This is a genomic window from Nonomuraea sp. KM90, from assembly GCF_052246675.1.
GTDB lineage: Bacteria > Actinomycetota > Actinomycetes > Streptosporangiales > Streptosporangiaceae > Nonomuraea.
In genome coordinates this window covers 1-20676 of record NZ_JBQQCB010000162.1, presented here as the reverse complement: position 1 = coordinate 20676, position 20676 = coordinate 1, and the positions used below count along the sequence as shown (strand labels likewise).

Here is a 20676-nt window from a genome sequence, read left to right as displayed (position 1 = left end):
CGGTGGCGGCGCCCTGCACTTCCAGGGCCTTGTTGCTGTGGCGCGAGATGAACCTCACGTGGCCGTCGGAGCTGTCGGCCAGCCGCCACTGCTGGTTGGTGCCGTTGCCGTCGGCCCATTGCACGATGGCGCCGCCGTTGGCGGTGGAGAAGTTGTAGACGTCGAGCACCTTGCCGGAGTGGCGGGACTTGATGCGGTAGTAGCCGCCGCCGGAGTCGACGAACTGCCACTGCTGCTGGTTCTGGTTGTTCCTGCTCCACTGGGTGATGCGGGCGCCGTCGTTGGTGGCGAGGTTGTAGACGTCCAGGGCCTTGCCGCTGTTGCGGTTGACCAGGACGTACCAGGCGTTGGTGTCGACGGTGGCCGCGCTGGCGGACTGCGTCTGAAGGGCGACGAACAGCCCCGCCAGTAAGGTGGCGACCGTCGCGAGGACGGCCAGGAATCTGTATTTCACGAGGTTCTCCGATTCATCCGACTCGGACGAGTTGCCACTGCTGGTTGGCGCCGTTCCAGTCGTCGTACTGGACGATGTTCGCGCCGTCGGCGGTGGCGGCGCCCTGGACCTCCAGGGCCTTGCTGCTGTGCCGGCTGATGAGGCGGACGTAGCCGCCGCTGTCGGCGACACGCCACTGCTGGTTGGTGCCGTTGCCGTCGGCCCACTGGACGATCGCGGCGCCGTTGGCGGTGGAGAAGTTGTAGACGTCCAGGACCTTGCCGGACAGGCGCGACTTCAGCCGGTACCAACCGGCCTCCGAGCTGACGAACTGCCATTGCTGCTGGTTGCCGTTGTTGCGGGTCCACTGGGTGATGCGGGCGCCGTCGTTGGTGGCGAGGTTGTAGACGTCGAGGGCCTTGCCGCTGTTGCGGTTGACCAGGACGTACCAGGCGTTCGTGTCGATCGGTCCCGGGTCGGGCGAGCCGCCGTTGAGGGCGTCGAGGGTGGCGGTGTAGGCGGCCTTCTTGTTGCCCGAGGAGTCGAACAGCAGCGGGTTCTCCCCGGTCCGCCAGGAGTCGCTGTCCCGGATGCCCCAGACCGTGATGCCGGTGCAGCGGGAGACCGCCAGGCAGGCGCGGGTCACCGAGGCGTAGATGCCGGCCTGGCTGGCGCCCTGGGCGACGTCGAGTTCGGTGATCTGGACGTCGACGCCGAGGTCGGCGAAGCGCTGCAGGTTGGCCTGGTAGTCGCCGGAGAGCGAGGTGCCCAGGTGGGACTGGAAACCGACGCAGTCGATCGGGACGCCCCGCGCCTTGAAGTCGCGGACCATGTTGTAGATGCCGGTGCTCTTGGCGTTGATCCCGTCGGTGTTGTAGTCGTTGTAGCAGAGCTTGGCACCCGGGTCGGCGGCGCGGGCGGCCCGGAAGGCGGCCTCGATCCAGTCGTTGCCGGTGCGCTGGAGGATCGAGTCGCGGCGCCCGCCGCTGCCGCCGTCGGCGAAGGCCTCGTTGACGACGTCCCAGGAATGGATCTTGCCCCGGTAGTAGGTGGCGACCTGCGTGACGTGGTTCATCATGGCCGTGCGCAGGGTCGAGCCGGACAGGGCCTGCGCCCAGCCGGGCATCTGCGCGTGCCAGAGCAGGGCGTGCCCGCGGATCTTCATGCCGCGCCCGATCGCGTGGTTCACGATCCGGTCGCCGCGCGTGTAGTCGAAGGAGTTCCGGGACGGCTCAGTGGCGTCCCACTTCATCTCGTTCTCGGCGGTGACCGAGTTGAACTCCCGGTTCAGGATGTTGACGTACGTCGAGTCACCCAGCCTGCCGGCGGCCACGGCGGCGCCGAAGTAGCGGCCGCCGCGCTCGGCCGCGGAGGCGCCCAGCGTCGAGGCGGCGTCGGCCGGCCCGGTGAGCGCCACCGACAGGCCGATGGCGACCAGCCCGGTGGTGAGGAGGGACAGGAGTCGTTTCATGGATGGGTCGTGCCTTTCTGCGTCGATGTGTCGGGCCGGGGGTGGTCACACTCCGCGGTCGGAGACTCGCGTGCGGCCGGTGCGCGGTTGCCGGGGACGAGGGGGACATCCAGGGCTCCTTGCCCAGACCGAAGATGGCGACCACCAATGTTGTTAGCGCTAACATTCGATCTTGCACAGCTGCTTGACTCATTCGGTGAGTACGTTGTCGCGGAGTACATCCGACGGTCCGGCCGGACGTCAACGAAGGGCAACCGTTACCGGCCTGGGCGTTGTCACCGGCACGCGGCCCGGCCTGGAGTTTCGCCCGGGAGGAGACCGGGCCGCACTGTCCGCGCAGCTGAAAGTTTCACCGAGGTCACCAGGCTGAAGTCGGATAACTTGCGGCGTCTCAGGAGTTAACTTGCTGCCGCCGGTTGCCCCTCGTCACCCTGCTCCACCCCCGCCCACGGTCAGAGGTTTGCGTGACAGCAACTCTCGTGAAACCATGGTTACAGTAACGACGGTTGCACGATGGAGGCTTGAGTGACGGGGACGGCGGGGCAGTGGGTGCTGCTGGCGTACCGGATTCCGCGCCAGCCGTCGACGCTGCGGATCACGATCTGGCGCAAGCTGGACCGGCTCGGCGTGGCGCGGCTGGGGGACGGGCTGGTGGCGTTGCCCGCCGACGCCCGTACCCGTGAGCAGTTGGAGTGGATCGCCGAGGAGATCGGCGAGATGGAGGGCACCGCCACGGTGTGGCTGGCCGTCGCCGGCAGCGTGGCGCAGGAGAAGGCCATCGCCGCCGAGATGCGCGAGGCGCGGGCGGCCGAGTACCGCGCGGTGGCCGAGCAGGCCGAGGCCGCGGCGCGGGCCAGGCCGGGGGAGCGGAGCCGTACGGTCAAGCGGCTGCAGGCCGAGCTGCGCAGGATCGGGCGGCGCGACCATTTCCCGCCCGCCGAGAAGGAGACCGCGCAGCGGGCGGTGCGCGCCCTGGCGGAGGCGGTCGTCGTGGAGGGCGGCCGATGAGGTGGGCCACGCGGGCGGGAGTGCACATCGACCGGGCCGCGTGCGCCTGGCTGATCCGGCGGCACCTCGATCCGGAGCCGGAGTTCGTGTTCGTCGACGATCCGGCGCTGGTGCCGGCCGATGCGACGCCGTTCGACATGCGCGGGGCGGAGTTGTCGCATCACGGGGGCGACTGCAGTTTCGAGACGATCCTGCGCCGCTACGAGTTGGACGATCCGGTGTTGTGGAAGCTGGCCGAGATCGTGCACGAGGCCGACATCGACGATGAGCGGTTCGACGCGCCGGAGGCGCGCGGCGTGGACGTGATCCTGCGCGGGCTGTCGATGATCTGCGACGACGACCGGGTGCTGGAGATCACCGGGCCGATCTTCGACGGCCTGTACGAGTTCCACCGCCGCGCCCTGCTGCTGGGCCGGGAACCGGCATGAGCCCGACCGGCCGCGTGGTCGCCCCGGCGCTCCCGTCCGTCATCGCCGGCGCCGCCAAGACCGCCTGTGACCTGACCGACCCTGCGGCGGATCCTCCGAGCCGTCCGCCTGCCCGCCCGCTGAAAGGCCGCCATGACCATTGACGCGACCCGCGACGTGATCCCGTTCAGGCAGGCCGTGCGGGCCTGGTTCCTGATCTCGCTGCAGACGTTCGGCGGCCCCGCCGGGCAGATCGCCGTCATGCAGCGCACCTTGGTGGAGGAGAAGCGCTGGATCGGCCAGCAGCGTTTCAACCACGCGCTCAACTACTGCATGCTGCTGCCGGGGCCGGAGGCCCAGCAGTTGGCCATCTACGTCGGCTGGCTGCTGAACGGCACCCGGGGCGGGCTGGTGGCCGGGACCCTGTTCGTGCTGCCGGGCATGCTGGCGCTGCTGATCCTGTCGGCCGTCTACATCCTGTGGCAGGACACCACGGCGGTGACGGCGCTGTTCGCCGGGATCGCCCCGGCCGTGCTGGCCATCGTCGCCCAGGCCGTCATCCGGGTGGCGAAGCGCTCGCTCACCCACCCCTTCTTCGTCGCCCTCGCCGTGGCCGCCTTCGCCGCGCTGGCGCTGTTCGGCGTGCCGTTCCCCGTGGTGGTCGCCGCCGCGGCCCTCGTCGGATGGTCCGTCCACCGCCTGGCCCCGCACGTCTTCAAGGCCGGCAACGGGCACGGCGGCGACGGCGGCCCGGCGCCGCTGATCCCGGACGACGCCCTGCACCACGCCCAGCCGAGCCGGCGGTCGGCAGGCAAGATCCTGGCCGTGGGGCTGGTCGCCTGGTGGCTGCCGGTGGCCGCGGTGGCGCTCTTCCTCGGTACGGACAGCGTCTTCACCACCCAAGGATTGTTCTTCTCCGGCACGGCGCTGGTCACCTTCGGCGGCGCGTACGCCGTGCTGGCCTTCGTCGCCCAGCGGGCCGTGGAGGTCTACGGCTGGCTGAGCCCGGGGGAGATGGTGCGCGGGCTGGCCCTGGCCGAGACCACGCCGGGGCCGCTCATCATGGTGGTGCAGTTCGTCGCCTTCCTGGGTGCCTATCGCGACCCCGGGGTCCTGACGCCGTGGGGCGGCGCGCTGCTGGGGGCGCTGCTGACGACCTGGGTGACGTTCGTGCCGTGTTTCCTGTTCATCTTCCTCGGTGCCCCCTACGTGGAGCGGCTGCGGCACAACGCCGCCATCAGCGCGGCGCTGACCGGCATCACCGCCTCCGTGGTGGGCGTCATCGCCAACCTGGCGTTCTACTTCGCCGAGCACACCCTGTTCGGCACGGTCTTCACGTGGGCGTGGGGGCCGTTCAGCATCCGGCTCCCCGACCTCGGCACGGTGAGCCCCGTGGCTCTGGCCATCACCGTGGCCGCGCTCGTGATGACGTTCGTCCTGAAGTGGCCGATGCTGCGCACCCTCGGCATCTGCGCGGTGCTCGGCCTGGCCACGATGCTCATCGGGGGCGTGGGAACGGGCTGAGTGCGAGCCACCGTCACGGCGTGGCGGCCGGACGAAGGAAGATCGCGTTCAGAACGGTGTGCTCGTGGACGAGACGCGGCGCGTACGTCCCCGGAGCCGGTGCCTGCGAGGGGCGCCGAGCCGCCGGACGGCCAGCGCGCACGCCGCCCCCGTGGCGGCGAGCACGCTCCACACCCAGACCGGCCCGACGTCGAGCAGCCGCCCGACCGCCAGGTTGCCCCCGGCGACGCCGAGACCGGCGACCGTGTTGTAGAAGCCGTAGTGGGTGGCCACCCGGTGCCCGCCCGACAGCGTGACGATCGTGTCCATCTCGAAGGGACAGGTCAGCACGGTGCCGAGCGTGAGCAGCACCGTGCAGGCCAGCCCCGCGGCCACGGGCACCGGCGCGCCGGCGATTCCGTACGGGATGAGCGGCACGAAGGCGAGCCCCATCAGCGCGAGGCCGCGCGCGATGACCTGGGAGGCGGTCCAGCGCTTGCGCGCCCAGTCGGTGATGTGGACCTGGCCGAGCAGGGCGACCAGCGCCGACACGACGAACAGCGCGCTGACGGCTCCGTGGTCGCCGATCGCCAGCGGCAGGGCCAGGTAGATCTGGAACGACAGCACGTACGAGCCGGCCATGGCCAGCGCGAACATCCGGAACGGCCGGTTGGCCGCGACGCCCTTCCAGTCCGCCAGCACACCGCCGCGCTGCGGCTCCTCGTTCCGGCACGGCGGCAGGGCCGACAGCTGCAGCACGGTGAGCGCCGCGAAGATCGCCGCCGCCACCACGCACACCAGCCGGAAGTCGGCCGCGAGCAGGGCCACGCCGATCGGCGGCCCCAGCAGGATGCCCGCCTGGCAGAACACGTTGAACAGGGCGAACGCCTCCACCCTGCGCTCACCGGCGCCGTGCGCCACGTACGCGCGCACCGCCGGGTTGAACAGTGCCCCGGCGATCCCGGTCATCACCGAGGCGACCAGCAGGACGGGCAGCGTGGCCGCGAACCCGAGCAGGGCGAAGCCCGCCGTGCGCAGCACGCAGCCCGCGATGATGACGGGCCGGTAGCCGAGGCGGTCGGCGAGCGTCCCGCCCAGCAGGAACAGGCCCTGCTGGCTGAGATTGCGCATGCCGAGCACCAGCCCCACGGACCAGGCGGCCATCCCCAACCCGTCGGCCAGGTGCCCGGCGAGATACGGCATCAGCATGTAGAAGCCGACGTTGATGGCGAACTGGTTGACCATGAGCAGCCGGACGCCGCCGTCGAAGGAGCGGAAGCGGCGCCACATCAGCGCGTCACCATGCGGGTCCACCGGATGACCTCGGCCTCGCCGGGATGTTTGATCTCGTCGGGCTCGGCGGCGGGCGGCCGGTCGAGCAGGTCGTGCCCGGCGCAGTAGGCGTCGTCGAAGACGGTCGTGTAGTAGCGGGCGGGGCCGTCCGGGAAGATCGCGGCGATGCGGGTTCCGGGTGGCCGGGTCCTGGCGTGCCAGGAGGCCACGACGGTGACCGCGCCGACGCTCCATCCGCCGGTGGCGTAGTGGGTCTGGGCGAGAGTGCGGCTGGCCCAGACCGCTTCGTGCGGTGCCACCCAGTGCACCTCGTCGAAGGCGTCGTGGGCGACGTTACGCGGATGGATGCTGCTGCCCAAGCCGCGCATCAGGCGTGGCCGCGCGGGCTGGCCGAAGATCGTGGAGCCGATGGAATCCACCCCCACCAGGTGTAGTGCCGGGTTGTGCAGGCGCAGCCGCCGTGCGACCCCGGCCGAATGGCCGCCGGTGCCGACGCTGCAGACCAGCACGTCGATCCGGCCGAGTCGCGCGACGAGCTCGTCGGCCAGGCTCGTGTACGCCTCGACGTTGTCCGGGTTGTTGTACTGATCCGGGCAGTAGGCGCCCGGCTCGCTCGCCAGGAGACGGGCGACCCGGTCCAGGCGGGCCTGCTGCCAGCCGCCGACGGGATGAGGCCGGGCGACGATCTCCACGCGGACGCCGTACGAGACGAGCAGCGTGTGGATGATCGTTTCCATGCCGGGGTCGGTCACCACGGTGATCGGATGGCCGCAGGCGATGCCGGCCAGCGCGAGCCCGAGGCCGAAGGTGCCCGACGTGGACTCGACGATCGTCGCGCCGGGAGCCAGCTCGCCGCGGGCCCTGGCCTGTTCCACGATGTACAGGGCGGACCGGTCCTTCAGCCCGCCCGGGTTGGCTCCTTCGAGCTTGGCCCAGAAGCCCTGGCCGCGCGGGGCGAAAGGCTCCCCGATCCAGCAGACAGGCGTGTGTCCCACCAGATGCGTCATGGTGAGTTCAGTGGTGTATGAAGACATGTCGAACGCTCGTTTCGGCGCATGCTGCGCCAGGTCGCTGCTTGCAGAGGACGGTGACGTGCACGTCCTCGTCAGCAGCGGCACACCTCGAGCGTGCGGGTGAGCGCGGCTCGTCCGCGGTGGCCGCCGGGCGGTGCGCGGCCCATCGGCAGCGGCACCGCGTCTCGCTCCGCGTCCGCGGGCAGGACGGCCACGGCCGTCCCGTTGCTCTGACCGGGCGGATCCGCGTTCGTGGCGGTCGCCACGAACGGATGGGAATGGGCCTGCTCGCCGTGGTCGTCGTGGTCGTGGTCGTGGTCGTGGCCTGGGTGGCTCGCCGCCATGAGCGCGTCGGCGGTCACGTGATCGGCGACCTGCACGGCGTGGGACCACATGTGCGCGAGAGTGAGCAACCCGAGCACGGCGGCGAACCACGCGTGCCTGCGTGGTCCCCGTGCCAGGATTCTCAACAATGTGTACATAACTAGCTACTCAGCGTAGTTGTCCGGTTCGGCGGCGATGCACGCGGCCCCCTTGTGGCCGCCCCGCTCGGAGGCTCAGCGGGCTTCGTCCGGCCGACGCGGGCGGTTGATGCCGGTCTCGTACGCGAAGATCACGGCCTGTACGCGGTCGCGGAGGCCGAGCTTCATCAGGATCCGCTTCACATGGCTCCGGATCGTCGATTCCTCGACCACCAGCGAGGCGGCGATCTCCCGGTTGGACAGGCCCCTGGCGACCAGTTCGAGCGTCTCGCGCTCCCGCGCGGTCAGCGTGCCGAGCCGGGACTGGTCGGCGAGGTCGGGCATGGGCTGCTGAGCCAGGCGGTCGATCACGCGCCGGGTGACCGAGGGAGACAGGAGCGAATCTCCCGAGGCGACGGTGTGCACCGCGGCGATCAGCTCCTCCGGGCGGGCGCGCTTGAGCAGGAACCCCGAGGCGCCGGCCCGCAGGGAGCCGAAGATGTAGTCGTCCTGCTCGAACGTCGTGAGGATGAGGACCTTCACCTCCGGCGCCGTCCGCGAGAGCAGCCGGGTGGCGGCGATGCCGTCCAGGTCCGGCATCCGGACGTCCATGAGGACGACGTCGGGTGCGAGCCGGCCGGCCCTCTCGACGGCCTCACGGCCCGTGGCGGCCTGCCCGGCGATCTCGATGCCGGGGTCGGCGGTGAGCAGCTCGATCAGCCCGGCCCGCATCAGGTGGTCGTCGTCGGCGATGAGCACGCGGGTCATGGCTGCTGTCCTCCGTAGGGGAGCTGGGCGCGGAGACGGTAGGCGTCCGCCGTTCTCGTGGCGTCGAGGCTGCCGCCGGCCAGGGTGGCCCGCTCGCGCATGCCGATCAGACCGTGGCCGTTCGTCCGGCGTGGGGTGCCGCGCACCGGGTTCGTGACGGTGAGCGTGAGCTCCGGGCCGGTGAAGTCGAGCTCGATCCGGGCGTTGCCGATGCCGTGGCGGGCCGCGTTGGCCAGCGCCTGCTGGAGGATGCGGTAGGCGGCCTGGTCGGCGGCGGCGGCGAGGGGCCGGGCCGCGCCGGTGACGTCGAGCTCCACCCGCAGTCCGGCCGCGGTGTGGTGGGCGACCAGGGTGTCGAGCGAGGCCAGCCCGAGCGGTGTGGCCGGCTCCGGGTCGCCGTCTCTCAAGGAGCCGACGAGCTGGTCGATCTCCGCCGCCGTGTGCCTGGCCAGCTCCTCGATCGCCGCCAGCGCCGCCGGGGAGCCGTCCTGGCGCAGCCGGGCCGCGCCCGCCCGGACGGCGATCAGGCTGATCGCGTGGCCGGCAGAATCGTGCAGGTCACGGGCGATCCGGGCACGCTCCTCGGCGACGGCGAGCCGCCGCTCCCGCTCGGCCTCGCGCACCGCTCGCCGGCGTCCGGCCGCCGCCTCGCGCTCGGCGTCCACGGCGCGCTGCCTCAGCTCGGCCACCTGCTGGCGCCGTAGCCGGGTCCGCTCCCCGGCGAACCACGCCGCCGCCCAGGGCAGGGCGGTGTGCACGAGCTCGACCACCGGAAAGGCGGGTGCCGTGGCGGCCGCCGCGCCCACGTACGCGAGGGACAGCCCGGCGACCACGGCGGCACTGCGTACCGTCCACGTCGCGTTGGCGGCCAGCAGGTAGAGGGCGGCGAGGGGCCCCGGCAGCAGCCCGGTCGGATAACCCATCCCCGCCAGGACCACGCTGACCCCCGCCGCCACCGTGAAGACGGTCAGCGGGAAGCGCCGCCGGACCACGAACGGCACGGCGGCGCAGGCAACGAGCACGCCGCCGAGCAGGTCGAGCCCGCGGGCACCCGCACGGACCGCCACGGGACCGTCGTGTGCGAGCAGCAGCAGCGAGACGACGAGCACGGCTGACGCCAGAGCGGCGTCGAGGAGCGCCCGCGAGCGGGCTGTGGTCGGCGATGACATGGCAGGGCAAGGGTACGCCGCACGTTCTCGGCGGGCGTCCTCCCGGGGAGGGATCCCTCTCCACGAAACGGGGACGCGGAAGACCCGCTCACGGGGTGTTTCGGCGTGGCACGCGGCGCTCGTAGCGTGACGGCCGGTAACGACACCGGCGCACGGAAGGGGCGCGTATGGCCGGAACCGGCGACGGCATGGCCCGCTGGGTGAAGGTGGCGGGGATCGTCGCAGCCATCGTCGTCCTGCTCGTCATCGCCATGATGCTCATCCGGGGTGGCGGCCTGGGCCATCAGATCCCCAGCCATGGTGGCGGCGCGAGCGGCGCGCCACCCGTGGGGGGCCACACTCCGCCGAAAGGGGTTCACGAATGATCGAGGTCACTGATGTGGTGAAGACCTATCCGCTGGGAGAGGGCGAGGTGCTCGCGGTGGATCGGCTCAGCCTGTCGGTCGAGGCGGGGGAGTTCGTCGCGGTGGTGGGGCGGTCGGGGAGCGGCAAGACGACCCTGCTCAACCTGCTCGCCGGGATCGACCGGCCCACGTCGGGCACGGTACGGGCGGCGCAGGCGGATCTCGGCGGGCTGTCGGAGTCCGAGCTGGCCGAGTGGCGGGGGCGCAACGTCGGGCTGGTGTTCCAGTTCTTCCAGCTCCTGCCCACGCTGACGGTGGCCGAGAACGTGATGCTGCCGATGGACTTCGCCGCCAGGATCCCCGCCGTACGCCGCCGCGACCGGGCGCTGGAACTGCTGGAGCGGGTCGGCATCGCCGACCAGGCGGGCAAACTGCCGGCCACCCTGTCCGGCGGCCAGCAGCAGCGCGCGGCGATCGCCCGCGCGCTGGCCAACGATCCGCCGCTGCTGCTGGCCGACGAGCCCACCGGCAATCTCGACTCCCACACGGCGCAGGCCGTCCTGGACGTGTTCGCCGGCCTGAACGCCGAGGGGCGCACCATCGTGGTCGTCTCACACGAACGCGACATCAGGGCCATCGTGCGCCGCGAGATCACTCTCGTGGACGGGCGCATCGTCGCCGACGAGGACGACCGGGCGCGGGTGCGGGCATGAGCGGGCTGCTGCGGGTGAAGCTCCGCCGCGACCTGCGGGTGAGCTGGTCCAGGTTCGTGCTGATGGTGGTCGCGATCGCGGTCAGCCTGACGGTGTTCGGGGGCATGCTGAACGCCTGGGCGGCCATCGGCAGGGAGACCAGCGGCGCGTACATGAGCACCGGACCGGCCTCGGCCACCATCGTGCTCGACCGGGGCGTCACCCCCGAGCGGATGGCGGCGGTGACGGCCGCGGCCCGTACCAGGCCGGGGGTGCTGGAGGCGACCGGGCGGACGCAGTTCGAGGGCGCGGTCGAGGTCGGCGGGAAGGTGCTGGACGTTCCGCTGCAGGTGTTCGTGGCGGCGGCGGACGATCCGATGCGGATGGTGAAGTTCGACGTCGGGCAGGAGGGGCGCTGGCCGCCGTCGGACGGCGAGGTGCTGCTCGGTGCGGACTCGCTCGCGCTGCTCGGGGTGGCGGTCGGCGACTCGGTGACCGTACGGGGGCCGGGCGGGCAGCTGCCGCGGCTGCGGGTGGCGGGAACGGTGTACGACCCCGGCCTCGCCCCCTCACCGCAGGAGCAGCGGGGCCGCGGCTACCTGTCCACGGCCGCTCTCGGCCGGCCGGCTCTGCTGGACCAGGTCAAGCTGCAGATCGCCGACCCGGGCGGTCGGGAGCCGAGCCGGGACCGCGACGCCGTGGTGGCCGCGGCCACCGAGGTCGGCGACTGGCTGCGCCGCGAGCAGGGACTGACGGTCGCCGAGATCCAGGTGCCCCAGCCGTACGCGCACCCGCACCAGTGGCAGTCGGACGTGTTGCTGCTGTCGCTCATGGCGGGCGGCGCCGCGGCGTTGCTGCTCAGCACGATCCTGGTGGCGAACATGCTCAACACCCTGTTCACCCAGCAGATCCCGCAGATCGGCATCATGAAGGCGATCGGCGCCCGGTCCGGCACCATCGGGCGCTACTACCTCGTGATGACGCTGCTGGTGGCGGCGCTCGCCACGCTGATCGCGCTGGGCCCGGCCATCTGGATCGGCCGGGCGCTGCTCGGGACGCTGCTGACCACGCTCGGCATCCAGCCCGAGAGCCTCGCCGCGCCCTGGTGGGCGTACGTGGTGATCCTGGTCGCCGGTCTCGGCCTGCCACCGTTGGCGGCGCTGCCGCCGCTGGTCAAGGCCGGCCGGACGACCGTGCGGGCGGCGATCGACCACCGCGGCGTCGAGTCGACTTCGGGCGGTCTCCTGGCGCGGCTCAGCCGGATCCCCCGGCTGGACCGGGGGCTGCTCATGGCACTGCGCAACACCGTGCGGCGGCCGGCCCGGTTCTGGCTGGCGGCCGGGCTGCTGGCGACCGCGGGCGCGGTGTTCGTCGCCGGGATGTCCCTCGAAGCCGGTGCGAACGCCGTCACGGAAGAGCAGGCCGCCCAGCGCACCTGGGACGTCGAGCTGCGGCTGGGCAGCCCCGCCGCGACGGACGCGGTCATCGGGGCGGTACGGCGGGTGCCGGGCGTCACTCGCGTCGAAGGGCTCCGCACCGAACCCGTCGGGGTGGCCGGACCGTTCGGGTTCCCGGTCACCCGGACCTACCCCGACCAGGGACACGGCCGAATCACGCTGACCGCCGGCGTCACCCCGTCCCTCAAGCTCCTGGAAGGGCGCCGGCTGAACCCCGGCGAGACCGGCGCGGTCCTGATCAGCCAGACCGCCAGGAAGAACACCGTGCCGGGGCTCGCGGCCGGGGACAGCGTGCGGCTGTTCATCGGCGGGCGGCCGACGTCGTGGCGCGTCGCCGGGGTGGTCGAGGAGCGGGGCGGCGCCGGCGTCTATGTGACGGCGGAGGGCCTGGCCGCCGCCACGGGGCGGTCCCAGGAGGCCGACCAGCTCCGGGTCTTCACCTCCGGCCATGACGAGGCGACCCGTGACGCCGTCGCCGCGGCCGTCGGCAGGGCGGCCACCGCCGCCGGGTTCACGGTGGAGTCGGCGTCCTCGATCAGCCGCAGCGAGGCCGTCAGCGCGGGGCACATGGGGCCGTTACTGCTGGTCCTGCTGGGGATCGCCGTGCCGTTGGGCGTGCTCGGACTCATCGGGCTGGCCTCGACCATGGGGGCGAACGTGCTTGATCGGACCCGGGAATTCGGCATCATGCACGCCATCGGGGCCCGGCCCCGGGCCGTACGCCGCATCGTCGTCGCCGAGGGCCTCCTCCTCGCGCTCGCCGGATGCGTGGCCGCGATCGTGCCGGCGCTCGTGCTCACCTGGCTCCTGGGGGCGGGGCTCGGCAACCTGTTCATGAGCGCGCCCTTGCCGTACCGGATCTCCGCCCCCGCGGCCGGGATCTGGCTCCTGCTCGCCCTGCTGGGCGCCGCGCTGGCGACCGACGCGGCCGCGACCCGCGCCTCCCGCCTCACGGTCCGGGAGGCCCTCGCCCACCTGTGAACGCAGCCGGACACGGGCGTCGCGTGCCGGGCACGCCACGCGACGCCCTTCCCGGCGCCGGATCGAGCGGGTCGGGGGCGGAGCCGCAGGAGTTCGTGAGGGCGAACCCGCACCGCACTATCCGCGCGGATGTGCTGGGGTCCGTGGATCAGCCGGACACCTGGACCAGCGACCACTGCTGCTCGGGCAGGTCCTGGTCCGGCCACTGGATGACGTGGGCGCCGTCGTCGCGGGAGGTGCCGCCGCTCTCGCCCTCGCGCCCCGCCGCCATGGCAGCAGTGGATCCCGCGCCGCGAAGCGGCAGGGAGAGGTTCGCCGGAAGTCTCGCCAGGCGACCCTTATGATCACCGGATGGCCTTACCGAGGATCGCAACGATCGTCCTGCTGCTCGCCCTGACGACCGGCTGCGGAGACGGCGACGCGGTCACGGCGCGAACGCCCGCCGAGGCGGTGATCCAGCGGATGAAGGGCTCGGCCGGCGTGAAGGTCACCAGGCTCGTCCGCCTGGACTACGGCGAGAAGGTGTTCACCCCGCCGGCGGAGGACGACTCCGTCGTGCCGGTCAACATCGGCGAATACAGCGAGAGCCGCGCCACTGGCGTCCTCGGCGCGGCCGCCTCCGACCTGACCGCGACCTACTACCGGACCAATGTCCCCGATGAGCTGAGAAGCGTTGTCCCGACCGACCTGTCCTACATGACGACCAGGACGATCACGATCGCAGGCTCCGGCACCTATCAGTACCGGGCTGATCGGCAGGACGTTCCCGCGGGCAAGTCCTGGCTTCATGGCGGCGGCTCCGGTTGCGAGCAGTTGTTGCGCGCCATCGGCTCGCTCGGCGTACGCAGCCTCGTCTCACCCGAGGTGCTGCGAAAACTGGCGGCCCCCGCTCCCTCCTCGGGGGCGGCCATCGACGGAGTCGCCACCGTCGTGCACGCCGGGAGCGGCTCGCTGACGGAGTTCGCCATCGCGGCTCCACACGACGACCCCGTGATCGCCGCCCAATTTCGCGAGCGGGACGACTCGACACAGGTCTCCTGGCGGTTGTGGGTTGGACCGGACCGGCTTCCCCGCCGGGTGCACCTCACCTCGACCTATCCCATGGCCGAGGACAACCAGCCCAAGACCAGCGTGATCGAGGTCGACTTCACCGGCTGGGGGAGCGAGGTGCTCATCGACCCCCCACCGTCGGACCAGGTGCACGAGACCGGGACCTGCCTGGACCCGGAGCCGTACTGAGCCGTTGGAGCCCGGTCAGCCGGCGCTCAACGCTCAGCTCGGCATCCCGCTGCCGTTACGGGCCGCCGCCGTCGGGCTCGGCCGCCACCGCTGAGCCTCATCAGGACCGGTTGAACAGCCCTCGCTCGAAGGCCACTGCCACGGCGGCGGCGCGGTCGTTGACGCCGAGTTTGGCGTAGATGTGCAGCAGGTGGCTTTTCACGGTGGCCTCGCTGATGAACAGGCGGGAGGCGGCCTCGCGGTTGGTGGAGCCGCGGGCGATCAGCGCGAGCACCTCCAGCTCACGTGCACTCAGCGGATCGGACGGCGCGCGCACCTGGCTGATCAGCCGGGTGGCCACCGAGGGGGACAGGACCGCCTCGCCGCGCGCGGCGGCCCGCACGGCGCGGACCAGTTCCTCGGGCATCGCATCTTTCAGCAGGTAGCCGGTCGCGCCCGCCTCGATGGCCGGCAGCACGTCGCTGTCGGTGTCGTAGGTGGTCAGCACGAGGACCCTGGCCGTACTGCCGCGCTCGGCCAGCCGCCTGATCGCGGTGACCCCGTCGGTGCCCGGCATCCGCAGGTCCATGAGGATCACGTCGGGCCGCAGCTCCTCGGCGAGGCTGACCGCCCGCGCGCCGTCACCCGCGACCCCGACCACCTCGAAGCCCGGCTCGCCGGTGAACATGCCGCGCAGGCCGTCGCGGACGATGGGATGGTCGTCGACGACGATCAGCCGGATCGGGGATTCGCTCATCGGAGCTCCCGAGCCGGGACCGTGGCCGAGACGGCGGTGCCCGCGCCGGGCTCCGACTCGATCTCCAGGCTGCCGGCCAGCCTGGTCACGCGTTGCCGCATGGAGGTCATGCCGAAGCCGCCGCTGTGGGCGTCCGGGACGAACCCGGCGCCGTCGTCACGCACGTCCAGCGTGACCACGTCGTCCATGTAGGACACGGTGACGCCGACGCGGGTGGCGCCCGCGTGCTTGCCCACGTTGGCCAGGGCCTCCTGCGCCACGCGCAGCAGGGTCACCTCCACCTCGGGGTGCAGCGGCCGGGCCGGGCCGGTCGTGGCGAACTCGGTCCGTACGCCCTGGATGCCCTCCCACCGCCTCACCACCTCCGCCAGCGCCTCCGGCAGACGGGCGGACTCCAGCTCCCACGGACCCACCGCATGCACCGACCGGCGGGCCTCGGCCAGGCTGTCCCTGGCCAGCTGGGCGGCGTTGTCGAGGTGGCGCTGCCACTCGCCCGGGTCGTGCTTGGCCCGGGCGGCCGCCTGGACCTGGGTGATGATCCCGGCCAGCCCCTGCGCCAGCGTGTCGTGGATCTCCCGTGCCATGCGCTGGCGCTCGTCGGTGGCGCCTGCCTCGCGGGCCTGAAGGAGAAGCTGGGCCTGGAGCCCGGCATTCTCCCGCATCGTCTCCTCCAGCTTGGCGTTGGTCTCGGCGAGCTGGTCGACCATCTTCTTGCTCCGGACGCTCTGGTCGGCGGTCATGTCGCCGAAGAGGCTGAACAGGACGACCAGGATCACGATGGCGACCATGACCAGCACGTAGGAGGAGATGATGGCCAGATCAGGGCCGGGCAGCCCGCCGAAGTAGCCGGTGACCGCGGCCGCCGCCGTCGCGGTCACGCCCGCGATCCGCCATCGGCCACGCAGCATATGCCAGGAGTGGACGTAGCCGGTGAAGGCGTAGAAACCGGCGAACCACGGGCTGAGCAGGCCCAGCGCCGCGATGAACGCCACCAGCCCGGCGATGTAGAGGCCCGCCGCCTTGCCGTTCGCCATCCAGCCAGGGTGCAGCGTGACCATCCACAGCGTCCATCCTGCGGCGAGCGCGCTCAGCCCCAGGACGCCGAGCCGATGGTCCCACGAGGTGTCGTCCCCGGTGAGCAGCGCGAGCCCCGCCGAGACGGCCAGCAGCACGTACGGAACGACAGCCAGACCGATGGCCCACCGCCCTTCCGCGGTGTCGAGCGGGCCGGACGGCGTCATGGCCGCCTCACTCCCAACGGAAGAAACGGGCCGCGACCAAACCGATGACCAGCGCATATACCGCCATTATCGCCAGAAGCAGGGGCTGTGTCGCCGCCCCGCTCCAGGCGTCGTGGACAGCCTGCCTGAACAGGCCGAGCGGGGTGAACTCACCGATCGTGGCCGGCAGCTCGGGCATGGCCTCCTTGGGCTGCATGACGCCGCCGAGGTAGGCCAGCGGGAAGTAGAGCAGCACGCCGACCCCGTTGGCGGCGCGCCCGCTCGCCGCGGTCGCGGCGATGAGCAGACCGACCGCGAAGATCGCCGAGGTGCCGAGCAGGAAGGCGGTCACCATCGTCACGACGCGGGCGGGCACGGCCGCCTGGAAGACCGCCACCGAGACCGCGACGAGCACCGCCGAGGCGAGCACCGCGAAGACGAGCTGGAGGATCAGCTGCACGCTCAGCAGGGCGCCCGGGCTGACCGGCGTGGTGGACAGCCTGCGCAGGATGCCCCGCTCCCGGTAGGTGGCCAGGGTGGTGGGCACCATGTAGAGCCCCACCAGCCCGACCGCGATCGTCATCGACATCGAGGGCAGCGCGGTGTCCCCCGGACTGGTCCCGCTACCGAAGATCCCCAGGATGAAGAGCGGAACGGCCATGCTGAAGATCGCGCCGGGGTCGCGCAGCAGCAGCTTGGACTCGACCTTGGCGAGTTTGGCGAAGCCGGTCATCAGGTCTCCTGGGTGCCGAAGGCGCGGCCGGTCAGGGCGACGAAGGCGTCGTTCAACGTATGCTGCTCGACCCGCAGCTCGGCCACCGGGACATGGTCACGAGCCAGCGCGGAGGTCACCGCGCCGGCGAAATCTCCTCGGCCCGCGACGATCACCCGGTCGCCGGAGCGGGTCACCGACACCACCCCCGGCAAACCCGTCAGCAGCGCGTCGTCGAAGGGCGCCAGCGGCCGGAAGCGCAGATGCTGGTCGGCGTCCACGGCCGAGATCAGGTTCGAGGGGGTGTCCATCGCGACGATCCGCCCCCGGTCGAACACCGCGACCCTGTCGCACAGCTCCTCCACCTCGTCCATGTAGTGGCTGACCAGGACGACGGTCACGCCCGCCGCTCGTACCTGCTTGATCAGCTCCCAGGTGACCCGGCGGGCGGCCGGATCCAGCCCGGTGGTCAGCTCGTCCAGGAACGCCACCTCCGGGTCGCCGACCAGCGCCAGGGCGATGAAGAGACGCTGCTTCTGCCCGCCGGACAGGGTGGCGAACCTGACGTCGCGCTTGTCGGCCAGCCCCCACTCCTCCAGCAGCGCCCGCCAGTCCCTGGGCGCGCGGTAGAAGGAGGCGTACAGGTCGAGCGCCTCCCACACCTTGATGTTCTCCGGCAGGAGCGACTCCTGCAGTTGCACGCCGACCTGGTGGCTCAGCTCCCGCGCGTCCCTGACCGGGTCGAGCCCGAGCACTCTGATCGATCCCGAGTCGGGCCGCCGCAATCCCTCGGCGCACTCCACGGTGGTCGTCTTGCCCGCCCCGTTGGGCCCCAGGATGCCGAAGATCTCGCCCTGCTCCACGGAGAAGGACACCTCGTTCACCACCGGGAGCCTGCCGTATCTCTTGACGAGGTCGTTCACCTCGATAACTGCCATGTAGCAACCTTCGGCCGTACCTCCCCTCGCCCGAATCGCCCGCCCGGCCATGGTCCGCCGCTGATGCGGCTGAGCCCGGAATCCACCGATCGGTTGATGCGGTCCGCCGAGGACTCCACTACAACGCCCGGGCAGGCGGCACTTCGAGCTTGCAGGCCGACCTCCGTCGGGATGAGCAGCTCCATGCCATCGCCCCATCTACGCGATGTTGACGCTGTCAGCCTCTCCGATGTTCGCCAGCAGCTGCGCTGTGCATCCAGTCACGCCTGGCCCACGCCAGTTGGGGCGAGCGGGTTGGCACGGCCGAACGGCGCCAGGCCGGGCAGGAGCGCGCGGGCAGGAGCGGGCAGGTGCGCGCGAATGGGTGCGCGCGGGCATGACACAGCCGGCGCCGCTCGGCGGTGAGGCAGAGCGGCGCCGACCGGCGGTGTGGCTGAGCGGCGCCGACCGCACCGCGAACGTCTCGGTTCGCGGTCTGCGGTGGCGAGGGCGTTCAGGTTCGGGGTCGTATACGGACGTCGAACGCCCTCGCCACCTCACCGCAGCCGAACCGAACAGCAGGCGCTGGCCCTTAGCCGAGCGGAATGACCGGCTCCGTCGACCGGCCGGCGTAGTAGCAGCCCGTGGTGGACAGGCTGCTCGCCGCCGGTGGAGTGGCGCCGTCGTAGACGGCCAGCAGGAAGTTCTGCGGGCACCGCCGGGTGCTGCCGGTGCGGATGCCGAAGTGCAGATGCGGACCGGTCGAGTTGCCGGTGTTGCCGGTCAGCCCGATCTGCTGCCCGGCGCCGACCGACGTGCCGTTGGAGACCGACCACGACGAGAAGTGGCAGTACGTGTAGATGGCCCTGTCGGTTCCGGTCAGGTTGATGCCTCGCCCGCACAGGCTGTCGTCGATGACCGTCACCGTGCCGGCGCGCACCGCGTACGCCGGGGTGCCGGTGCCGACCGGGAGGTCGATCGCGGGATAGTCGTGGTGCGGGTCGTCGTACTCGCTGCGCGGCAGCGCGTTGCGCGGAAGGGGTAGCGCGAACGAGCCACCACCGGTGGACGAGGTGATCCGGACCGCGTCGGCGACGACATAGCCGGGCTGGCTGGTCCAGCGGCTGACGCCGACCACGTTGTAGTCGCCGGCGGCCAGGGTGAACGTCCCGAGACTGACCCAGCGGCCACCGTTGGCGCGCTGGTCGATGACCACGGTACGGATGCCGTCGGTGGTCGCCACCATGAAGGGGGTGGCGCTGTTGTAGCCGGCGTCCGCCGGGTACCAGACCTCGACCAGGTGAGCCCCGGCCGCTGCGATGGACGCCTTGAACCAGGCGGCGTCGCTCGCGACGGTGTTCGGTGTCGCGAACCGGTAGTCCGCGCCGTACCGCTGCGCGGACCATGCCGAGGTGCCCCAGTCGGCACCGGCGGTGAACTGGCCGGCGGTGGCGTTGTCGACCGTGGTGGTCGCGGCGGTCGCGGGCGCCACAGCGCCGAGCAGAACCAGAGAGGCTGCTACGACGGCGGCCGATAAACGAGTGATGGTTTTCACGAGCTGGTCCCTCCGGGGGGTTGAGGGGAAGCACGGGTGAAGGTATCTAACCAAGATGCGAGCGTCAATGAAAGATATTTACATAGATGAGTTTCTTAGCCCCAGGTCCGCGGTCGGAGTGGGCGGTAGCGGCGATAACCGGTGACCGGATCGACGATCGCCCATCGGCGGCTCTGGCGTAGATGCGGCGCGGCAGTCATGGGCCGCCGCGCCACGGACCCGGCATTGCGGCGTTCGCAGATCAACTCGCGATCCCGCGGTCCCGGCCAAGCCCTCCCGATATCCACATGCGGACACCTCATCGGAGGCTCGCCGTCGTGCCGTGGGTTGGCCCAACGCCGCACGGCCCGGCGATCACGGAGGTCGATGCAGGGGTTCGGGCAGGTGGTGCGGGTCGGTGTGGAGGGTACCGGCGCGCCGGAACTGTGCGGAGGCCGCATCGAGACGCCGCGCCACTCGCCTCGAGGTCCGCGGCGTGGCCGTCAGTAGGTGGCGCGTCCGCCGCTGATGTCGTAGACGGCTCCGGTGGAGAAGCTGACCTTGTCGGAGGCGAGCCACGCAATGAGCTCGGCGACTTCTTCCGGCTTTCCGACGCGGCGCATGGGGATGAGGCTGGTGATGTGAGCGAGGGCCTCGGGCCCGGTGTCGGCGTTCATCGGAGTCTCGATGACAGCGGGGGCGATGGCGTTGGCGAGTACGCCGCTGGTGGCCAGCTCCTTGCCGAGGGACTTGGTGAGCGCGATGACGGCGGCCTTGGAGGCGGAGTACGGCGCCATGTTGGGGTTGCCGTCCTTGCCGGCCATGCTGGCGAGGTTGACGATGCGGCCCCAGCCGCGTTCGCGCATGCCGGGCACGAACGCGCGGCAGGTGTGGAACGTGCCGTTGACGTTGACGTCGAAGGTGCGCTGCCAGCTGTCGAGCGGGATCTCCCACAGCGGGGCGTTCGGGCCGACGATCCCGGCGGAGTTGACCAGGATGTCCACCGGACCCACCTGTTCGGCGGCGCTCTGGACGGCGGCGGCGTCGGTGACGTCCACGACCAGGTCGGCGCCGTCGGAAACATCGAGGGTGATCACTTCGATCCCGTCGGCTTCCAGGCGGATGGCGGCGGCCTTGCCCAGGCCGCTGACGCCGCCGGTGATGAGGGCGGTGCGAGCGGAGGTCATGGGGGTCCTAATGAGTCCTGGGAGTAAGCCATCCGGCAGACTCCGTGGTGGATGGTGGCCGCCGGCAGGTGAGCACTCGGGTGTCCTGGACGTCGAGTCCTGATGAAAGACCGTGCCCCTGCCGGTTGGTC

The 20676-nt window shown here is 71.4% G+C and carries 21 protein-coding genes; 7 read left to right on the top strand and 14 right to left on the bottom strand.

What is annotated here, in order from left to right; genetic code table 11:
* Both ACTWPW_RS57130 and ACTWPW_RS57125 read right to left on the bottom strand, forming a co-directional pair.
* A partial coding sequence (locus tag ACTWPW_RS57130) for an RICIN domain-containing protein (RefSeq protein WP_443173984.1) occupies positions 1-454 on the bottom strand: 454 nt, incomplete at its 3' end.
* Positions 455-467: 13 nt separating this feature from the next.
* Positions 468-1904, bottom strand: coding sequence for an endo-1,4-beta-xylanase (locus ACTWPW_RS57125; RefSeq protein ID WP_443173983.1), 1437 nt, complete (start codon positions 1902-1904; stop codon positions 468-470).
* A gap of 525 nt (positions 1905-2429) precedes the next feature.
* Between ACTWPW_RS57125 and ACTWPW_RS57120 the strand changes: the two genes are divergently transcribed.
* From ACTWPW_RS57120 to chrA, 3 genes are all read left to right on the top strand, one after another.
* Positions 2430-2912, top strand: a complete 483-nt coding sequence (locus ACTWPW_RS57120) for a Chromate resistance protein ChrB (protein ID WP_375114200.1) — start codon at positions 2430-2432, stop codon at positions 2910-2912.
* On the top strand, positions 2909-3340 hold the full coding sequence (locus ACTWPW_RS57115) for a chromate resistance protein ChrB domain-containing protein (RefSeq protein WP_375114199.1): 432 nt from the start codon (positions 2909-2911) through the stop codon (positions 3338-3340). Before ACTWPW_RS57120 ends, ACTWPW_RS57115 begins: the two co-directional genes overlap by 4 nt.
* Positions 3341-3472: 132 nt before the next feature.
* Positions 3473-4843 (top strand): chromate efflux transporter, encoded by a 1371-nt coding sequence (chrA, locus tag ACTWPW_RS57110; protein ID WP_375114198.1) that lies wholly within the window; start codon positions 3473-3475, stop codon positions 4841-4843.
* Positions 4844-4891: 48 nt separating this feature from the next.
* Here the strand turns inward: chrA and ACTWPW_RS57105 are convergent, their stop codons facing one another.
* From ACTWPW_RS57105 to ACTWPW_RS57085, 5 genes are all read right to left on the bottom strand, one after another.
* Positions 4892-6136 carry an MFS transporter gene (locus tag ACTWPW_RS57105; protein WP_443173982.1) on the bottom strand — a complete coding sequence of 415 codons (1245 nt, stop codon included), beginning with the start codon at positions 6134-6136 and terminating at the stop codon, positions 4892-4894.
* A complete protein-coding gene (locus tag ACTWPW_RS57100; RefSeq protein ID WP_443173981.1) occupies positions 6112-7149 on the bottom strand; it encodes a PLP-dependent cysteine synthase family protein in 1038 nt (345 codons plus the stop codon). Before ACTWPW_RS57100 ends, ACTWPW_RS57105 begins: the two co-directional genes overlap by 25 nt.
* A gap of 71 nt (positions 7150-7220) precedes the next feature.
* Positions 7221-7598 (bottom strand): hypothetical protein, encoded by a 378-nt coding sequence (locus ACTWPW_RS57095; protein ID WP_375114195.1) that lies wholly within the window; start codon positions 7596-7598, stop codon positions 7221-7223.
* Between the two features lie 87 nt (positions 7599-7685).
* On the bottom strand, positions 7686-8357 hold the full coding sequence (locus ACTWPW_RS57090; RefSeq protein WP_375114194.1) for a response regulator: 672 nt from the start codon (positions 8355-8357) through the stop codon (positions 7686-7688).
* Positions 8354-9526, bottom strand: coding sequence for a sensor histidine kinase (locus ACTWPW_RS57085; protein ID WP_443173980.1), 1173 nt, complete (start codon positions 9524-9526; stop codon positions 8354-8356). The genes ACTWPW_RS57090 and ACTWPW_RS57085 overlap by 4 nt, the downstream gene beginning before the upstream one ends.
* A gap of 167 nt (positions 9527-9693) precedes the next feature.
* On the opposite strand from ACTWPW_RS57085, the gene ACTWPW_RS57080 reads away from it, so the two are divergent.
* From ACTWPW_RS57080 to ACTWPW_RS57070, 3 genes are read left to right on the top strand one after another with little or no spacing between them, the layout of a single operon-like run.
* Positions 9694-9891 carry a hypothetical protein gene (locus tag ACTWPW_RS57080; RefSeq protein WP_375114192.1) on the top strand — a complete coding sequence of 66 codons (198 nt, stop codon included), beginning with the start codon at positions 9694-9696 and terminating at the stop codon, positions 9889-9891.
* Entirely contained in the window at positions 9888-10583 is a 696-nt protein-coding gene (locus ACTWPW_RS57075) for an ABC transporter ATP-binding protein (RefSeq protein ID WP_443173979.1), read from the top strand. The genes ACTWPW_RS57080 and ACTWPW_RS57075 overlap by 4 nt, the downstream gene beginning before the upstream one ends.
* Positions 10580-13000 carry an ABC transporter permease gene (locus ACTWPW_RS57070; RefSeq protein WP_443173978.1) on the top strand — a complete coding sequence of 807 codons (2421 nt, stop codon included), beginning with the start codon at positions 10580-10582 and terminating at the stop codon, positions 12998-13000. Before ACTWPW_RS57075 ends, ACTWPW_RS57070 begins: the two co-directional genes overlap by 4 nt.
* A gap of 148 nt (positions 13001-13148) precedes the next feature.
* Here ACTWPW_RS57070 and ACTWPW_RS57065 read toward each other — a convergent pair whose 3' ends face one another.
* Positions 13149-13271 carry a hypothetical protein gene (locus tag ACTWPW_RS57065; RefSeq protein WP_443173977.1) on the bottom strand — a complete coding sequence of 41 codons (123 nt, stop codon included), beginning with the start codon at positions 13269-13271 and terminating at the stop codon, positions 13149-13151.
* Between the two features lie 80 nt (positions 13272-13351).
* Here ACTWPW_RS57065 and ACTWPW_RS57060 point away from each other — a divergent pair, with 80 nt between their 5' ends.
* Positions 13352-14239 (top strand): hypothetical protein, encoded by an 888-nt coding sequence (locus tag ACTWPW_RS57060; protein ID WP_443173976.1) that lies wholly within the window; start codon positions 13352-13354, stop codon positions 14237-14239.
* 100 nt (positions 14240-14339) lie between these two features.
* Here ACTWPW_RS57060 and ACTWPW_RS57055 read toward each other — a convergent pair whose 3' ends face one another.
* The 6 genes from ACTWPW_RS57055 to ACTWPW_RS57030 form a co-directional block, all read right to left on the bottom strand.
* On the bottom strand, positions 14340-14975 hold the full coding sequence (locus ACTWPW_RS57055; RefSeq protein WP_375114187.1) for a response regulator: 636 nt from the start codon (positions 14973-14975) through the stop codon (positions 14340-14342).
* Positions 14972-16216 (bottom strand): sensor histidine kinase, encoded by a 1245-nt coding sequence (locus ACTWPW_RS57050; protein WP_443173975.1) that lies wholly within the window; start codon positions 16214-16216, stop codon positions 14972-14974. Before ACTWPW_RS57050 ends, ACTWPW_RS57055 begins: the two co-directional genes overlap by 4 nt.
* A gap of 7 nt (positions 16217-16223) precedes the next feature.
* Positions 16224-16928 carry an ABC transporter permease gene (locus tag ACTWPW_RS57045; protein ID WP_375114185.1) on the bottom strand — a complete coding sequence of 235 codons (705 nt, stop codon included), beginning with the start codon at positions 16926-16928 and terminating at the stop codon, positions 16224-16226.
* Complete coding sequence (locus tag ACTWPW_RS57040) at positions 16928-17845, bottom strand: ABC transporter ATP-binding protein (RefSeq protein WP_443173974.1); 918 nt, start codon at positions 17843-17845, stop codon at positions 16928-16930. The genes ACTWPW_RS57045 and ACTWPW_RS57040 overlap by 1 nt, the downstream gene beginning before the upstream one ends.
* Before the next feature lie 571 nt (positions 17846-18416).
* Positions 18417-19316: a golvesin C-terminal-like domain-containing protein gene (locus ACTWPW_RS57035; protein WP_443173973.1), complete on the bottom strand. Its 900-nt coding sequence runs from the start codon at positions 19314-19316 to the stop codon at positions 18417-18419.
* Between the two features lie 545 nt (positions 19317-19861).
* Positions 19862-20545: an SDR family oxidoreductase gene (locus ACTWPW_RS57030; protein WP_443173972.1), complete on the bottom strand. Its 684-nt coding sequence runs from the start codon at positions 20543-20545 to the stop codon at positions 19862-19864.
* Positions 20546-20676: the final 131 nt, after the last annotated feature.